The organism is Caulobacter sp. 05L422, from assembly GCF_056397765.1.
In genome coordinates, this window is sequence record NZ_JBFTOB010000007.1 from 104,371 (window position 1) to 119,000 (window position 14,630).

17 protein-coding genes are annotated in these 14,630 nt (G+C 68.9%); 11 read left to right on the forward strand and 6 right to left on the reverse strand.

From position 1 onward, the window contains the following. Positions 1-29: 29 nt before the first annotated feature. The 4 genes from AC1DMQ_RS08830 to AC1DMQ_RS08845 form a co-directional block, all read right to left on the reverse strand. Positions 30-1,895, reverse strand: coding sequence for an AMP-binding protein (locus AC1DMQ_RS08830; protein ID WP_477033182.1), 1,866 nt, complete (start codon positions 1,893-1,895; stop codon positions 30-32). A 152-nt stretch (positions 1,896-2,047) separates the two neighbouring features. Continuing rightward, positions 2,048-2,473, reverse strand: a complete 426-nt coding sequence (locus AC1DMQ_RS08835) for a hypothetical protein (RefSeq protein ID WP_477033183.1) — start codon at positions 2,471-2,473, stop codon at positions 2,048-2,050. A 161-nt stretch (positions 2,474-2,634) separates the two neighbouring features. Next, on the reverse strand, positions 2,635-4,074 hold the full coding sequence (locus tag AC1DMQ_RS08840) for an aldehyde dehydrogenase family protein (protein WP_477033184.1): 1,440 nt from the start codon (positions 4,072-4,074) through the stop codon (positions 2,635-2,637). Between the two features lie 120 nt (positions 4,075-4,194). Continuing rightward, on the reverse strand, positions 4,195-4,665 hold the full coding sequence (locus tag AC1DMQ_RS08845; RefSeq protein WP_477033185.1) for an NUDIX domain-containing protein: 471 nt from the start codon (positions 4,663-4,665) through the stop codon (positions 4,195-4,197). 192 nt (positions 4,666-4,857) lie between these two features. Between AC1DMQ_RS08845 and AC1DMQ_RS08850 the strand changes: the two genes are divergently transcribed. The 8 genes from AC1DMQ_RS08850 to AC1DMQ_RS08885 all read left to right on the forward strand — a co-directional run bounded on the left by AC1DMQ_RS08850 (position 4,858) and on the right by AC1DMQ_RS08885 (position 9,054). Beyond that, a complete protein-coding gene (locus AC1DMQ_RS08850; protein WP_477033186.1) occupies positions 4,858-5,004 on the forward strand; it encodes a hypothetical protein in 147 nt (48 codons plus the stop codon). A gap of 7 nt (positions 5,005-5,011) precedes the next feature. After that, a complete protein-coding gene (locus tag AC1DMQ_RS08855; RefSeq protein WP_477033187.1) occupies positions 5,012-5,767 on the forward strand; it encodes an SDR family oxidoreductase in 756 nt (251 codons plus the stop codon). A 10-nt stretch (positions 5,768-5,777) separates the two neighbouring features. Further along, the gene (gene folB / locus AC1DMQ_RS08860; RefSeq protein WP_477033188.1) at positions 5,778-6,191 is read left to right on the forward strand and encodes a dihydroneopterin aldolase; all 414 of its coding nucleotides are present in this window, start codon (positions 5,778-5,780) and stop codon (positions 6,189-6,191) included. Beyond that, positions 6,188-6,751, forward strand: a complete 564-nt coding sequence (locus tag AC1DMQ_RS08865) for a hypothetical protein (protein WP_477033189.1) — start codon at positions 6,188-6,190, stop codon at positions 6,749-6,751. The genes folB and AC1DMQ_RS08865 overlap by 4 nt, the downstream gene beginning before the upstream one ends. Before the next feature lie 85 nt (positions 6,752-6,836). Next, a complete protein-coding gene (locus tag AC1DMQ_RS08870) occupies positions 6,837-7,061 on the forward strand; it encodes a hypothetical protein (RefSeq protein WP_477033190.1) in 225 nt (74 codons plus the stop codon). A 56-nt stretch (positions 7,062-7,117) separates the two neighbouring features. Beyond that, positions 7,118-7,507, forward strand: a complete 390-nt coding sequence (locus AC1DMQ_RS08875; protein ID WP_477033191.1) for a DUF4870 family protein — start codon at positions 7,118-7,120, stop codon at positions 7,505-7,507. Continuing rightward, positions 7,507-7,911: a DUF4870 family protein gene (locus tag AC1DMQ_RS08880; RefSeq protein WP_477033192.1), complete on the forward strand. Its 405-nt coding sequence runs from the start codon at positions 7,507-7,509 to the stop codon at positions 7,909-7,911. Before AC1DMQ_RS08875 ends, AC1DMQ_RS08880 begins: the two co-directional genes overlap by 1 nt. A gap of 168 nt (positions 7,912-8,079) precedes the next feature. Beyond that, positions 8,080-9,054: a tetratricopeptide repeat protein gene (locus AC1DMQ_RS08885; RefSeq protein WP_477033193.1), complete on the forward strand. Its 975-nt coding sequence runs from the start codon at positions 8,080-8,082 to the stop codon at positions 9,052-9,054. A 3-nt stretch (positions 9,055-9,057) separates the two neighbouring features. Here AC1DMQ_RS08885 and flgE read toward each other — a convergent pair whose 3' ends face one another. Both flgE and AC1DMQ_RS08895 read right to left on the reverse strand, forming a co-directional pair. Further along, positions 9,058-10,740: a flagellar hook protein FlgE gene (gene flgE / locus AC1DMQ_RS08890; RefSeq protein WP_477033194.1), complete on the reverse strand. Its 1,683-nt coding sequence runs from the start codon at positions 10,738-10,740 to the stop codon at positions 9,058-9,060. A gap of 296 nt (positions 10,741-11,036) precedes the next feature. Next, entirely contained in the window at positions 11,037-11,924 is an 888-nt protein-coding gene (locus AC1DMQ_RS08895) for a branched-chain amino acid aminotransferase (RefSeq protein ID WP_477033195.1), read from the reverse strand. A gap of 119 nt (positions 11,925-12,043) precedes the next feature. On the opposite strand from AC1DMQ_RS08895, the gene AC1DMQ_RS08900 reads away from it, so the two are divergent. The 3 genes from AC1DMQ_RS08900 to AC1DMQ_RS08910 are packed head-to-tail and all read left to right on the forward strand — an operon-like array spanning position 12,044 to position 14,591. After that, positions 12,044-12,547, forward strand: a complete 504-nt coding sequence (locus AC1DMQ_RS08900) for a MarR family winged helix-turn-helix transcriptional regulator (protein ID WP_477033196.1) — start codon at positions 12,044-12,046, stop codon at positions 12,545-12,547. Continuing rightward, the gene (locus tag AC1DMQ_RS08905) at positions 12,544-13,245 is read left to right on the forward strand and encodes a response regulator (protein WP_477033197.1); all 702 of its coding nucleotides are present in this window, start codon (positions 12,544-12,546) and stop codon (positions 13,243-13,245) included. Before AC1DMQ_RS08900 ends, AC1DMQ_RS08905 begins: the two co-directional genes overlap by 4 nt. Continuing rightward, complete coding sequence (locus AC1DMQ_RS08910; protein ID WP_477033198.1) at positions 13,245-14,591, forward strand: ATP-binding protein; 1,347 nt, start codon at positions 13,245-13,247, stop codon at positions 14,589-14,591. Before AC1DMQ_RS08905 ends, AC1DMQ_RS08910 begins: the two co-directional genes overlap by 1 nt. The last annotated feature ends 39 nt before the right edge of the window (positions 14,592-14,630 follow it).

Consider the following 14,630-nt stretch of genomic DNA (forward strand, 5'->3'; position numbering starts at 1 on the left):
GGGACACGCACAAGTGCGTGTCCCCGTCCTCAGATCACGATCACGCCTTCCCCCGGCTCCTTGGCATAAAGCCCCGCCACCACCGCCGCCCGCCGGTCCAGCGTCGCGCGCTGGTTCACATAGCCCTTGTCGGTGATCTCGCCGGCGTCGATGGACGGCGGTTCGGTCAGGATGGCCACACGGGCGATGCGGCGCGAGCTGCCGCCGGCCGCGGCGTTGAACGCTCCGATCCGCTCGCGCAGGATCGCCGTCAGCTTGTCCAGCGGCGTGCCCGGTCCCTGATCGGCGACCAGCGCCGTCAGGCCGGCCGGCGAAGGCCAGACCATGGCGGCGGCGAACGGCTTGTCCTGGCCGGCGATCACGGCGTCGTGGATGTAGGGGCTGCAGGCGGCCACCAGGTCGGGGCGCAGCACGCCGACGCTGACCCAGGTGCCGCTGTCCAGCTTGAAGTCCTCGGTCACCCGGCCGTCGAACACCAGGCCCTTGGACGGGTCCTCGGGATCCACGAACCGCGCCGCGTCGCCCAGCTTGTAGAAGCCCTCCTCGTCGAAGGCCGCCGCGGTCTTTTCAGGGTCGCGGTGGTAGCCGCCGGCCACCGTGGGCCCCTTGACCCGCACCTCGTATTTGCCGCCGCCCGCCGGGGCCAGCTTCAGGGCGATGCCGGGCAGAGGCAGGCCGACCAGCCCGACCCGCTCGGTCAGCCAGTGGACCACGGTGACGCCCTGGGTCTCGGTCGCGCCGTACATGGTGGTCAGCGGCACGCGGCAGCCGGTCTCGGCCACGGCCACGGCCTGCATGCGGGTATAGACGTCGTCCGACAGGGTGGCGCCGCCATAGCCCATATATTTCAGGTTCTTGAAGAACGCCTTGCGCAGGACCGGGTCGCTCTCCATCGCCCCGGCCAGCATCGAGAAGGCGATCGGCGCCGAGCCGAACACCACGGGCGAGACCTCGTAGAGGTTCTTGATCGTGGTCTCGAACATGCCCGGCAGCGGCTTGCCCTCGTCGATCCACAGCGTGCCGCCGGCCCACATCACGTTGTTGAAGCCGATGTTGCCGGCCGAGATGTGGCTCCAGGGCATCCATTCCAGGCTGTTGGGGACCTCGTCGGAAGGCTCCTCGTCGCGCAGGCCTTCCTGGCCGGCGATCACGCCGGCCATCATGGCGTGGGTCTGGGGCACGCCCTTGGGCATGCCGGTCGAGCCGGAGGTGAACAGGTACTTGGCGACGGTGGCCGGCGTCAGGGTCTCGCGCTTGGCGGCGACGTCCCTCGGTTCGGTGGCGGCGACCGTGTCGAAGGCGATCGCGCCTTCGCCCGCGCCGTCGGCGGTGACCAGCAGCAGGTCGGGCTTGATCGCCCGCAGCGTGGCGATGGCCTTGTCGAACATCACGCCGGACTGGGCGAACACCACCTTGGGCGCGACCTTGTCGAAGCAGTGCTTGAGCTTGCCGTGGTCGGTCGACATCAGGCTGTAGGCCGGGCTGACCGGGGCGGCGGGCGCGCCGGCGCCGTAGGCGCCCAGGGTCATGAGCGCGTGCTCGATGGAGTTGCCCGACAGGATCATCACGCTGTCGTCGGCGCCCACGCCCTGGTCCAGCAGCCACTGGCTGATCCCCTCGACCGCCCGCTGGGCCTGGCCGTAGGTGACGCCGCGCCAGGGGCCGTGGCCGGGTTCGCGCTGCTTCAGATACGGCCGGTCGGGATGCTCTGCGGCCTTTTGGGCCAGCAGGTGGCTGATGGTGCGCGGTCCGTCGCCGGGCGCGTGGTTGGAGGTGATGACGATGCTGCCGTCGGGCCGCCGATCGACGCTGATGTCGGCGCCCTTCATCGGCAGGGGCTTGAAAGGCGCGGTGCTCGGATCCCGCGCGGCCGTCAGGGCTTCGGCGCCGTCCATATCGCTCTCTCCCGGTCGGTTATCGTTGTTTACCGGGAGGGTACGCCGCCTGACGTGGGCGTAAAGGCTGACGGTGCGTAAGGCGGAGACGGTCCGCCAAATTGCCATTCCCCTTCAGCCGTCATTCCCGCCCTTGTGGCGGGAACCCTGGTTCATCTGACAGTGGGGCGCCATCGATTGTCGGTGGTGAAGGTAAAGCGGCCAAGCAGCGCGAGCAATTCTTCGGGAGACAGATCGAGATACTCAGCGGAGATGATCGCCTTACGGCTCGTATCGGGAGTGTCTTGGACCAGGCTTAAATGGATGTATTCGCTTGAGCCGTATTGGCGGACCGAGCGCTCAAGGCGAGCTGCGCGGATTACAGACCAAGGCTCCAAACGATACCCGCTAGAATACCAGCGCCGCCACCTCACACCAGAACCATCGATGATGATGAGAGCGCGGTCGTCTATCCAAGCGGCGAGCGCCCTGCATCCGAGCGCCAACGGAAAAAGCGCGGCAAGCCCGAACGGCAGCCACCAAATCCACTGCCGCGACAGCGCGCCGACAGCGATCAGGCCCGCCGGCATGATCGACATTAACAGGCTCTCATTCAACAAACCCAGCAAGGAGGGCCTGACACTGTGCACTGCCCCGTCCAAATCCCGGCCACAATGCGCATTTTGGTTCAACATTCGCGCAGCTTAAGCTGACCCAAGCAGGATGGCGACAGGCGCGAGCGCCTGTCGCCAAAAAGCGCCTACTCCGCCGCCACCTTCGCCCCGTAGCCCAGCACGGCCTTGGTCTCGAGGAACTCCCCAAAAGCGTGGTCGCCCCATTCGCGGCCGTTGCCGCTCATCTTGTAGCCGCCGAACGGGGCCATCAGGTCGGGGCCGGCGCCGTTGAGGATCACCTGGCCGGCGCGCAGCTTGGAGGCCACCGCGCGGACTTCGGACGGATCGTTGCCCGAGACATAGGCGGCCAGGCCGTACTCGGTGTTGTTGCCGATCTCGACCGCCTGGTCGACGCCGTCATAGCCGAGGATGGCCAGCACCGGGCCGAAGATCTCTTCCTTGGCGATGGTCATGTCCGACGTGACATTGGCGAAGACGGTGGGCTTCACATAGTAGCCGGTCTCCAGGCCTTCCGGCTTGCCGGGACCGCCCGAGACCAGGGTCGCGCCCTCGTCGACGCCCTTCTGGATCAGGCCCTGGATCTTGTTCCACTGCACCTCGGAGACCACCGGGCCCAGCTTGGAGTTGCCGTTCGGGTCGCCCACGGTGTGGGCCTCGGCCGCGGCCCGGGCGATGGCGATCACTTCGTCCATGCGCTTCTGGGGCACGAGCATCCGGGTCGGGGCGTTGCACGACTGGCCCGAGTTCATCATCACCGAGGCCACGCCCCCGCCGACCGCCTTCTGGTAGTCGGCGTCGTCGAGGATGATGTTGGGGCTCTTGCCGCCCAGTTCCTGGTGCACGCGCTTGACGGTCGGGGCGGCGTTCTTGGCCACCTCGATGCCGGCCCGGGTCGAGCCGGTGAACGACACCATGTCGACTTCCGGGTGCGAGCTCAGCGCCGCGCCGACCACCGGGCCGTCGCCGTTGACCAGGTTGTAGACGCCGGCCGGCACGCCGGCGGCCGCCAGGATCTCGGTCCAGATCCAGGCCGAGAACGGGGCCACTTCCGAGGGCTTGAGCACCATGGTGCAGCCGGTGGCCAGGGCGGGCGCCACCTTGCAGGCGATCTGGTTGATCGGCCAGTTCCACGGGGTGATGAAGGCGCAGACGCCGATCGGCTCCTTCACAAGGCGCGTCGTGCCCCGGTCTTCCTCGAACTTGTAGTCCTTCAGCACCTGCAGCGCGGTCTGGACGTGGGCGATGCCCATGGCCGCCTGGGCGCGCTGGGCCAGCCACGACGGGGCGCCCATCTCCTCGGTGATGGCCTTGGCCATGTCCTCGAAGCGCTTCTGGTACTCGGCGATGATCCGCTCGAGCAGGTCGATCCGCTCCTCGCGGCTGGTCTGGGAGAAGCTGGGGAAGGCCTTGCGGGCGGCGCGGACGGCGGCGTCGACATCCTCGGCCGTGCCCAGGGTCACCCGGCCGGCGACGGCCTCGGTGGCCGGATTGATCACGTCCACGGTCTTGGAGCCCTTCGGCTCGACCCACTGCCCGTCGATATAGAACTTCAGGTAGTCGCGCATGCCGTGCTCCTCCGGTTTGGGGCCGCTCTCATCTGGGCAGACGGCGGGCCTCTTTCAAACATCCATTTTAATGATCGTTGATCACTGGGGAAGGGCCGATCGCAATTCCGATGATCTCCCTCACCACATCGGGTCGCATTCGTCGCCGTTCAACGCCTCGGCGATGCGTCGGCGGGTGCTGGGCGTCACGCCCTCGGGCAGGGCGTCGGGGGCGAACCAGCCGATCTCGTGGATCTCGCCCTCGGCGCTGGACGCGCAGGGCTCCCAGGCGTGGACGCGATAGACGAGCACGTGATCGCCGGGGTGGCGCGGCTCGTTGCTGTGCACCGAGACCAGGGTCGGGCGGCCCAGCACCCGCACGCCGGCCTCCTCCTGCATCTCGTGCGCCAGGGCCTGCTCGGCCGTCTCGCGCCGCTCGACCCCGCCGCCGGGCAGGTACCAGCCGTGGACATAGGTGTGCTGCACCAGCAGCACCCGCCCCTCGGCGTCGGTGATCACCCCGCGCACCCCCAGGGTCAGGCCCCGCCTGAAGCGGAACCACGCATAGACGAAGGGACGGGTGAAGGGTTCGACACGACGACGCCAGAGCATGGGGCGGAGCTTAGGGCCTGCTCCCCCCGCCCGTCATCCTCGGACTTGTTCCGAGGATCCCTGCTTCAATCGCGAAGAAGGTCGATCCGTGAAGCCGCGAGGTCGCGACCCCAACGGCCAGGCGAAAGCGCGGCGGACCTGGGGGTCCTCGGAGCAAGTCCGAGGATGACGGATGTTGGGGGGTCTTCAACCTTGCGGTCAGCCTCGCGCACCGCTAAAGCCCGCATCACCTTTCAGTCTTCACACGGACCCGCGCCCATGATCGCGATCGGCATCATCGCCATTTTCCTGGTGGTCATCCTCGGCCTCAACAAGTTCGAGTTCGGCCGTTTCGACTAAGACGGACATGACGCCGCGCGGCGCGGCCCTGGTCACCGGCGCCGGCCGCCGGATCGGTCGCGCCCTGGCCCTGGAGGCCGCGCGGGCCGGGTTCGACGTCGCCGTCCACTACCGCACGGCTAGCGATGAGGCCCAGGCCGTCGCCGACGAGATCGCGGCCCTGGGCCGCCGGGCCGTCATCCTCGACGCCGAACTGACGGACGAGGACCAGACCGCCGCTCTGCTTCCCCGCGCCGCCCGGGCCCTCGGCCCCGTCACCCTGCTGATCAACAGCGCCTCGACCTTCGAGGACGACCGCCTGGTCACCGCCACCCGCGACAGCTGGGACGCCCATCTGGACGCCAACCTGCGGGCCCCGGTCGTGCTGGCCCAGGCCTTCGCCGCCGCCCTGCCGGCCGGCGCGCAAGGCCAGATCGTCAACATCGTCGACCAGCGCGTGCTGCGGCCCAATCCCCAGTTCTTCAGCTACAGCCTGTCCAAGGCCGGCCTGTGGTGGGCGACCCAGACCCTGGCCCAGGACCTGGCGCCGCGCATCCGGGTCAACGCCATCGGCCCCGGCCCGACCCTGGCCTCGGTGCACCAGGCGCCCGGCGAGTTCGAGCGCGAGGCCGCCGGAACCCCGCTGGAACGGGCGGTTTCGCCGGACGACATCGCCGCGGCCCTGCGCTACCTCATTGACGCAGCGTCGGTCACGGGCCAGATGATCGCGGTCGACGCGGGTCAGCATCTGGGCTGGCGCACGCCGGACATCATCGGTTCCTGAGAGTCTCGCCTTGGCCGCCCAACCCCTGACCAACGCCCCGAACGAAGCGGTCCAGCCGTCGCCGGCCCGCATCATCGTCACCAAGGTGTTCGTGCGCGGCCTGAAGGTCGAGGCGGGCATCGGCGTCTATGACGAGGAGCACGGCCGGCTGCAGGCCCTGATCGCCGATGTCGAGCTCGACGTCGCCGTCAGCCACTGCGAGAAGCTGAGCGACACCGTCAATTACGAGACCATCGCCCAGGCCGCCCGGCGGATCGCCGCGGAGGGCCACATCGGCCTGGTCGAGACCTTCGCCGAACGCCTGGCGGAGGCCTGTTTCGAGGATCCCCGCGTGACCCGCGCCCGCGTGCGGGTCGAAAAGCCCTCGGCCCTGGCCCCCCACGCCGCCGCGGCCGGGGTGGAAATCACCGCCGTCCGGGGGTGAGCGAGCTTAGACACAGCGCCCGCCTTTCCCCGTTCCAGCCCGAGACGGTCTGGACGCTGGAGGGCGCGGAACTGGTCGAGCGTCGCGGTCCGCGCGAGCAGCGCTTCCCGCTTTCGACCCTGACTTCATTCCGCCTGGCCAAGCCCCGCGAGGGCGGGCGTCGCCGGGTGCTGACGCTCGGCTTCGGCCGCCGCAAGACGATCCTGACCGCCCAGAGCTATCTCGGCCCCGGCCGGTTCGACGACCGGCTGGCGAGCTTCTCGCTGTTCGCCCGCGCGGTGGCGGCGGTGGCGGCCGACCTGGCGCCGAAAGCCCGTTTCGAGATCGCCGGCGTCATGGCCCCGCGCGAAGCCCTGACCTGGGTGATGAGCTTCCTGGCGTTCGGCACGGTGGTGATGCTGCTGTTCGCCTTCAGCCCCGGCATGCTGGCGATCTCCATTGAGATCGCCGCGCGCATGGCCTTCCTGCTGATCCTGCTGGCGGCGGCGCTGCCGTGGCTGGGCCGTGGGCAAGGTCTGGACCCGCACGCGCTGCCCGAGGATCTGCTGCCGGGCGGATAGGAGCACCATGAAGAACCCCTTCGCGAAGCTCTTTGGAGCCCGCGGTCGCCAGGAGTCGTCGGACGCGCCAAGCCCGGAGCCCCTGGTGATCACCCCGATGCCGCCCCTCGTGGTCCTGCTGGTGCATCTGGAAAAGGAGAAGGGCGCGCCGCTGACCGAAGCCGAGGTGATCGAGGCTCGCGACAAGGCCGTCTGCGTCGCGCTGCCCGCCGCTCGGGCCGACGCCATCGCGCAGGCGCGGGGATATCGGGACCTGAACCTCGAGAACGTCTGGGCGGACTGGTTGGACTTCAAGAGCCAGGTCGACTGAACCGCCTTACACGACCTTCATTTGCGTTGCGGGCCGGAATTGACGACCATCGTTCCATGAGCACGACCGACCCCGCCCCCAATCCAACCGACGATCCCGCCGTCCCGCCCTCGCTGCAGGACGACAAGACCATGCCGCTGGTGGTCTACGCCCTCTATCTGGCCGGGCTGCTCTCGGCCGGCATGACCGGTTTCGTCGGCGTGATCCTGGCCTATGTCAGCAAGGGCGCCGCGCCCGAATGGCTGCAGAGCCACTACGTCTTCCAGATCCGCACCTTCTGGCTGTCGCTGCTGTTCGGCCTGGTCGGCCTGGTGCTGACCCCGGTGGGCGTCGGCTTCGTGATCCTGCCCGCCGTCTGGGTGTGGGTCGCGGTGCGATGCATCCTCGGCCTGTCCTGGCTGTTGAAGGTCCAGCCCTATCCCACGCCCCGCAACTGGATGATCTGATGAGCGACGCCGCCCAAACGACCGCTGACCGCGCCGACGAGGACAAGATCCTGCCGATCGTGGTCTACGCCCTGTACCTGCTGGGCTTCACCAACGGCCTGACCTTCCTGGTCGGGCTGATCGTCGCCTACGTCAATCGCGAGACGGCCGGGCCGATCAACGCCAGCCACTACACCTTCGCCATCCGCACCTTCTGGCTGTCGATCTGGTGGTTCCTGATCGGCCTGGCGCTGTTCCTGGTGGGCCTGGCCCTGGCGGTGCTGCTGATCGGCATCCCGATGCTGATCGCCGGCGGCGTGATCATGGGCGCGATCGGCGTGTTCTTCGCGGTCCGCTGCATCATGGGCCCGGTCTATCTGCTGCAGGGCCAGGCCTATCCCCGGCCGATGAGCTGGTTGATCTGACACGGACTTCCGTTAGGGCATGGGCGTTTCCAAGGCGCCCATGCCATGCGGCGCCCTTTATGGCGTCGCTTCGGTCCGGGCCTTCCCCTGGCGGTTGAGACGTCTCGACGCGAGAGCGGCGCTGCGCTGACCTCTCGCTCCTTACGAACGCGGTCATGGAGGGGTGACATGATGGCTCGACTCGTGGGGATCGTCCTGGGGACGATCCTGGCGACATCGGGGTACGTCATCGCGGGTTTGGGCGTCCTGGGGGACTGGGCGCAGAACCTCGATCTCGGACCTTTCGAGCCACACCGCCCGTTCGTGGGTTGGGCGGCGGCGATCACGGGGGCTGTGTTGCTCGTCGCCGCCCTGACCCCGCGCTTCAAGCGCAAGACCAGGCGCAGGGCCGGGCCCGCCGTCCTGGGGCCGGTCGACCTGGATCCGCCGCCGGTCGCCTTGCCGGCCATGGCCGTCGAGGTCGCGCCGGAGCCCGCGCCGCCGATCGCCACGCCCGTCGCCGAAGCGCCGATCGTCGCGCCGATCCTTCCGACGCCCGTCGTCGCCGCTGAAACCTTCGAGGAGCTCCGCGCCCGCCTGGTGACGCTGAGCCGCCAGGAGGCCTGGTCCCAGGCCGCCCAGACCCTGAACCGCCTGCTGCGCATGGCCGGCGACGATCGCGAGAAGGCGATCTCGCGCCGCGACCTGGGCGACTTCGCGCGCGGCCAGGGCCGGCTGGACGAGGCCGCCGAGGCCTATGAGGAAGCCGTCAGCTACGCCCGCGCCGTCCGCGCCGGCAAACCAGGCGACTTCGCCAGCGACGAGCTGCTGGCCAGCGCCCTGTCGGGCGTGGGCGACGTGGCCGAGATGGAAGGCCGCCTGAACGACGCCCTGTCGGCCTTCGAGGAGGCCCTGGCCCTGCGCCGTTCGCAAGGCGGCCGCGAAGCCGCCGACCCCAGCGCCCGCAGAGCCTTGTCGGTGTCGCTGGAACGCCTGGCCGACCTGCGCGAGGACCGCGGCCACCGGATGCGGGCGCTGGACCTGTACCGCGAGAGCTACGACGTCGCCGCCCGCCTGGCGGCCGCCGATCCGGCGCGGTTCGGCGCGGACCTGGCCTCGACCCGGGCGCGACTGGCTGAGCTTGAAGCGAAGGTGGCGGGCTAGCCCCTACCGCTTGATGCTCAGCAGTTCCTCCAGCATCTGGTCCGCCGTCGTGATGATCTTCGAGCAGGCAGAATAGGCCCGCTGGGTGGTGATCAGGCCGGTGAACTCGGTCGACAGGTCCACCGTCGACGCCTCCAGCGTCGAGGGCGCGATCGAGCCCGCCCCGCCGTCGCCCGGCGCCTTGAGGCTGAAGCCGCCGCTTTGGTTGGTCACCCGATAGGCGTTGCCGTTCACAGCCTTCAGCCCGTCCGGATTGGCGAACGTTGCGATCGCTAGCTGGGCGATGCGGCGGGTCACGCCGTTGTCGAAGATCGCCGAGACATAGCCCTGCTCGTCGACCTCGATATTGGTCAGGTTGCCGAACGCCGTGCCGTTGGTGTTGACCGATTGGACCACCGACTGGCTGTTGAACTGGGTCAGGCCGCCGGCCGCGTTGGCCAGGTCGATCTGGATGTTCTGGCTGTCGATGCCCAGGCCGTCGGCCCAGCGCGGGCCGGTTCCCGTGGCGGCCGGATCGGACGCCCCGATGCTGATCGAGGTCGGGTTCGTGCTCCCGAACAGGCCGCCCGTGCTGGCCAGCTTGCCGTCGTTGGTGAAGGTTATCTTGCCCGAGCTGATCAGGCCGTTGGCGGCGTTGTCCAGGTCGCCGGGCTTGGCGCGCAGCTCGGCGTACCATTCGTTGGGGCCCGGCCCCTTGATCAGCGACAGGGTGATGGTCCGCTGGCCGCCCTTGGAGTCCGAGACCGGCAGCTGGATCTCGAAGTCGGGTTTCACGCCCTTGGTCGGATCCTTGGCGTAGTCCGACATCGAATTGGTCGCCGGATCGTAGGCCCCGGCCGTGACGGCGTCGGCCTTGGTGGTCATGCCCAGGTCGGTCAGGGCCACGGTCTGGCCGCCCGAGGTGAGGGTGGTGACCGGAACGGTCGCGCCGGTGGGGATGTAGCCGGTCAGGGCGCCCGTCGTGGGGTCGTAGGTGGCCGTGCCCGTGGACACCAAGGTTCCGGCCCGGCTGACCGACACCGAATACTGGTTGCCCACGCCGGTCGGGCTGTAGGTGACGGCGTAGTCCACCGCCGGAGTCGCGGCGGGGGTTTCCGGCACGGCGGTCTTGGTGACCTTGGCGCTGGCGGCCGCCGACACCGTCTGTTCGGAGCGCAGGTTGGCGTTGATGCCCGCCCGGGTGGTCTTCTCGGCCGCGCCGCCCACCGTGGCGACATTGATCGACGACAGCCGCGACAGGTCGGACGGGTCGGTGGTGATCATGCCGGTCACCGGATCGGCCAGCCAGCCTTGCAGGTAGAGGCCGGCGTCGTTCTGCAGATAGCCCAGGTTGTCGAGTTGGAACGACCCGGCGCGGGTGAACGAGCGGGTGTCGGTGGGGCTCAGGCCCTCCGGCTTCTCGGTGGTGACGAAGAAGCCCGAGCCGGAGATCGACAGGTCCAGGTTCGAGGTCGTGGCCTGGCTCAGGCCCTGCTGGCCGACGAACTGGTGGGTCTTGGCCGAGACGCCGCCGGCGCTGTAGCTGCCGCCCCGCCCCTGCGACGTGACCATCGACGAGAAGTTGGCCGAGCTGCGCTTGTAGCCGACCGTGTTGACGTTGGCGATGTTGTCGGAGATCGCCGCCAGCGACGAGGAATTGGCGAGCAGGCCGGAAACCCCGGCCAACATGGCGCTGTTGATGCTCATGACGTGAAAACCTCATCCGACGATCGATGCCGGATGCGGTGCAAATCCTGGGCGAAGCGCGGCGCTTCCAGGTAATCAATAGTATAGATGGTTAATATAACCGCCGTTTACTATGTTTCGAGATCTTTTGCCGAGCAGGTTTTGCCAGGGGGTTTCTTAGGCGCCTACCCAAACCCTCTCCCGGAGGGGAGAGGGAGGGACCCACCCTCTCCCTCTGGGAAGAGGGGATCTTGGACACAAAAAATCCCGGAGAGCCCAAGCTCTCCGGGATCCTTCAATTCAACGAAGCGGAAGCCCTACGCCGGCACCAGCTCCCGGCGCACCAGGCGCGCATATTCGTCCATCAGCGACAGCGACAGCGCGCCCGGGGTGAACCGGAACTCGCCGATCTCGGACACCGGGGTGACCTCGGCGGCGGTGCCGACGATGAAGCACTCGGTGAAGCCAGCCAGCTCGGACTTCTCGATGTGGCGCTCGACCACCTGGACGCCGCGTTCCTTGGCGATCTGGATCACCGTCTGGCGGGTGATGCCGTTCAGGATGCAGTCCGGGGTCGGGGTGTGCAGCACGCCGTCCTTGACGAAGAACACGTTGGCCCCGGTCGCCTCGGCGATATAGCCGCGATAGTCGACCATCATCGCGTCGGCGAAGCCGTCCTTCTCGGCGGCGTGCTTGGAGATGGTGCAGATCATGTAGAGCCCGGCGGCCTTGGCGGCGGTCGGGATCGTGTTCGGCGCGGGACGGTCGTACTTGGCCCAGGTCAGGCGGATGCCCTTGGCCTTGGTCGCCGGGTCGAAGTAGCTGGGCCATTCCCACACGGCGATGGCCACGTGGATCTTGGTCTGCTGCGCCGAAACGCCGATCATTTCGCTGCCGCGCCAGGCGATGGGCCGCACATAGCAGTCGGTCAGGCCGTTCTTGGCGGCGGTTTGCTTGCACGCCTCATCGATCTCGGCCACCGTGTAGGGGATCTTGAAATCGAGGATTTCGGCCGATTTGAACAGGCGCTCGGTATGCTCGGTCAGCTTGAAGATCTCGCCGCCATACATCCGCTCGCCCTCGAACACCGACGAGGCGTAGTGAAGGCCATGGGTCAATACGTGCACCTTCGCGTCCCGCCAGGCAACGAACTGGCCGTCCAGCCAGATCCAACCATCGCGATCGTCGAAGGGAACGAGAGACATCGGTCAAAGACCTCCTTATTTGGAACCCGGTTCTTAGACGCCCCGAGCCGGCGAAGGTCAAATAAAATGGACGCAAGCTGATGGCCGGACCGCTCTCATCGGGACCGCCCGGGAGCCCGATGGGGGGGATTTCGGGTGGTTCGACCGACCCGCGCCTGATCCTGGGCGAGGAGCAGCTGGACGGTGGTCTGGAGCTGCTGCTGCTGGCCGAGGCGGGCCTGTGGGCGGCGGTCGACGCGGCGCTGGAGGGCGAGGGTCCGGGCCTGGGCCGCTCGCACTGGCGCGCCGCCTTCCTGCTGCGCCGCCGCCCCGGCATCGGCGTGCAGGACCTTTCCAGGCTGACCAGCCTGTCCAAGCAGGCGGCCTCCAAGACCCTGTCGGACCTGCAGCGCCTTGGCCTGGCCCAGAAGGCGGCCGGCGACCTGGACGCCCGCCGGCGGCCGGCCGAGCTGACCCCCGAGGGCATCGCCTTCGAGTACCGGGTGGCCGAGCGGCTGCGCACCCTGCTGGGTCGCGCCTATCGCACCGGCGGCCTCGACGGCGTGGCCGGCGCGCGGCGAATCCTGGCGGCCCTGGCCGGACCGCGCCAAGGTGTCGGCCTCAACCGTCGGGACGGGCTATGACCCCAGAAGAACGCGCGGAACGTCACCTGCTGGTCGTCGACGACGACGACCGCATCCGCACCCTGCTGAAGGAATTCCTGACCCGCGCCGGCTTCCGGGTCAGCGCCGCGGCCGACGCCGCCCACGCCGATCGGCTGACCGGAGCGATGGACTTCGACCTGCTGGTGCTGGACGTGATGATGCCCGGCGAGGACGGCTTCTCGTTCACCAGGCGGGTGCGGGCCCGGGGCGGCGAGGCCGGCAAGACGCCGATCCTGATGCTGACCGCCCGCGACCAGACCAACGACCGGATCGAGGGCCTGACCCACGGCGCCGACGACTACCTGGCCAAGCCGTTCGAGCCGCGCGAACTGCTGCTGCGCATCGAGTCGATCCTGCGCCGCGCCGCGCCCAAGCCTTCCGGCCCGCGCGCCCTCAGCCTGGGCAACTGCGCCTTCGAGCCCGAGCGCGGCGAGCTGACCCGCGACGGCGAGCCGATCCGCCTGACCGAGGCCGAGGTGGCCCTGCTGCGCCGCCTGGCCAAGGCCGCCCACGCCCCGGTCGACCGCCTGGAGCTGGCCCGCGACACCGTCGACGTCACCGGCCGCGCCGTCGACGTCCAGGTCACCCGCCTGCGCCGCAAGATCGAACCCGATCCGAAGAACCCGAGATATCTGCAGACGGTGCGCGGGATCGGGTACCGATTGGCGCCGGACTGATGTTCCACCTGCGCACCCGCCTCTACATCCCCCGCCAGATCAAGCGGTGGCTGCCGACCTCGCTGTTCGGCCGCTCGCTGCTGATCATCGTCCTGCCGGTGGCGGTGATGCAGATCGCCGTGACCTGGGCGTTCTTCGACGCCCACTGGGAGACCGTCACCAGCCGCCTGTCCGAGGGCCTGGCCGGCGACGTGGCCTGGGCGGTCGAGACCTACAAGGACGATCCCTCGCCCAAGGCGCTGGACCAGATGGCCGAGCGGGCCGAGGAGTCGATGTCGCTGTCGATCGCCCTGCAGAAGGGCCGCAAGCTGCCGACCGGCCAGCGGCCGTCGCTGTTCGCCTCGCTGGACCGCTCGCTGCGCACGGCCCTGGACGACCGGCTGGACGACCCGTTCTGGTTCGACACCACCCGCTATCCCGGCCACGTCGACATCCGCGTGCAGGTCAAGGAAGGCGTGCTGCGGATCATCGCCCCGCGCGACCGGGCCTTCGCCACCCAGGGCCACATCTTCATCCTGTGGATGGTGGTGGCGACCCTGCTGCTGACGGCAGTGGCCATCCTGTTCATCCGCAACCAGGTGCGGGCCATCGAACGGCTGGCCGACGCCGCCGACGCCTTCGGGCGCGGCATCGACCAGGCCGCCTTCAAGCCGCACGGCGCGCGCGAGGTGCGCCAGGCGGCCCAGGCCTTCCTGGCCATGAAGGCCCGCATCCAGCGCCATATCGAACAGCGCACGGCCCTGCTGGCCAGCGTCAGCCACGACCTGCGCACGCCGCTGACCCGGCTGAAGCTGGAGATCGCCCTGGCCGAGCCCAGCCCGCAGTTGGAGGCCATGGCCCGCGACCTCTCCGAAATGGAGCACATGATCGACGAGTACCTGGCCTTCGCCCGCGGCGAGGGCGGGGAAGAGGCGCGCCAGGTCATGCTGCGGCCGCTGATCGAAGGCGTCTGCGAGGGCGCTCAGCGGGCCGGCGCCAAGGTCGAGGTGTCGATCGGCGACGACCTGTCGGCCATCCTGCGGCCCCAGGCCTTCAAGCGGGCCCTGGCCAACCTGATCGACAACGCCGCCGCCCACGGCGACACGGTGCGGGTCTCGTCCACCGCCGCCCCGACCGGCGGCGTCTGGATCTTCGTCGACGACGACGGCCCCGGCATCCCCGACGACCGCCACGAAGAGGCCTTCCGCCCGTTCAATCGCCTGGACGAGTCGCGGAACCAGAACGAGAAGGGCGTCGGCCTGGGCCTGGCCATCGCCCGCGACATGGCCCGGGGGCTGGGCGGGGAGCTGACGCTGCAGCGCTCGCCGATGGGGGGATTGCGGGCGGTGTTGAGGTTGCCGGGGTAGGCCGACTGAACCTAGTCCGTCCCCCTGTGGGGGAGGCGG

What these genes read in the sequence shown, in the direction of transcription:
- AC1DMQ_RS08830 (WP_477033182.1), bottom strand. Translation starts at nt 1,895, where the DNA reads ATGGACGGCGCCGAAGCCCTGACGGCCGCGCGGGATCCGAGCACCGCG.
- AC1DMQ_RS08835 (WP_477033183.1), bottom strand. Translation starts at nt 2,473, where the DNA reads ATGTCGATCATGCCGGCGGGCCTGATCGCTGTCGGCGCGCTGTCGCGG.
- AC1DMQ_RS08840 (WP_477033184.1), bottom strand. Translation starts at nt 4,074, where the DNA reads ATGCGCGACTACCTGAAGTTCTATATCGACGGGCAGTGGGTCGAGCCG.
- AC1DMQ_RS08845 (WP_477033185.1), bottom strand. Translation starts at nt 4,665, where the DNA reads ATGCTCTGGCGTCGTCGTGTCGAACCCTTCACCCGTCCCTTCGTCTAT.
- AC1DMQ_RS08855 (WP_477033187.1), top strand. Translation starts at nt 5,012, where the DNA reads ATGACGCCGCGCGGCGCGGCCCTGGTCACCGGCGCCGGCCGCCGGATC.
- AC1DMQ_RS08875 (WP_477033191.1), top strand. Translation starts at nt 7,118, where the DNA reads ATGAGCACGACCGACCCCGCCCCCAATCCAACCGACGATCCCGCCGTC.
- AC1DMQ_RS08880 (WP_477033192.1), top strand. Translation starts at nt 7,507, where the DNA reads ATGAGCGACGCCGCCCAAACGACCGCTGACCGCGCCGACGAGGACAAG.
- AC1DMQ_RS08885 (WP_477033193.1), top strand. Translation starts at nt 8,080, where the DNA reads ATGATGGCTCGACTCGTGGGGATCGTCCTGGGGACGATCCTGGCGACA.
- flgE (WP_477033194.1), bottom strand. Translation starts at nt 10,740, where the DNA reads ATGAGCATCAACAGCGCCATGTTGGCCGGGGTTTCCGGCCTGCTCGCC.
- AC1DMQ_RS08895 (WP_477033195.1), bottom strand. Translation starts at nt 11,924, where the DNA reads ATGTCTCTCGTTCCCTTCGACGATCGCGATGGTTGGATCTGGCTGGAC.
- AC1DMQ_RS08900 (WP_477033196.1), top strand. Translation starts at nt 12,044, where the DNA reads ATGGGGGGGATTTCGGGTGGTTCGACCGACCCGCGCCTGATCCTGGGC.
- AC1DMQ_RS08905 (WP_477033197.1), top strand. Translation starts at nt 12,544, where the DNA reads ATGACCCCAGAAGAACGCGCGGAACGTCACCTGCTGGTCGTCGACGAC.
- AC1DMQ_RS08910 (WP_477033198.1), top strand. Translation starts at nt 13,245, where the DNA reads ATGTTCCACCTGCGCACCCGCCTCTACATCCCCCGCCAGATCAAGCGG.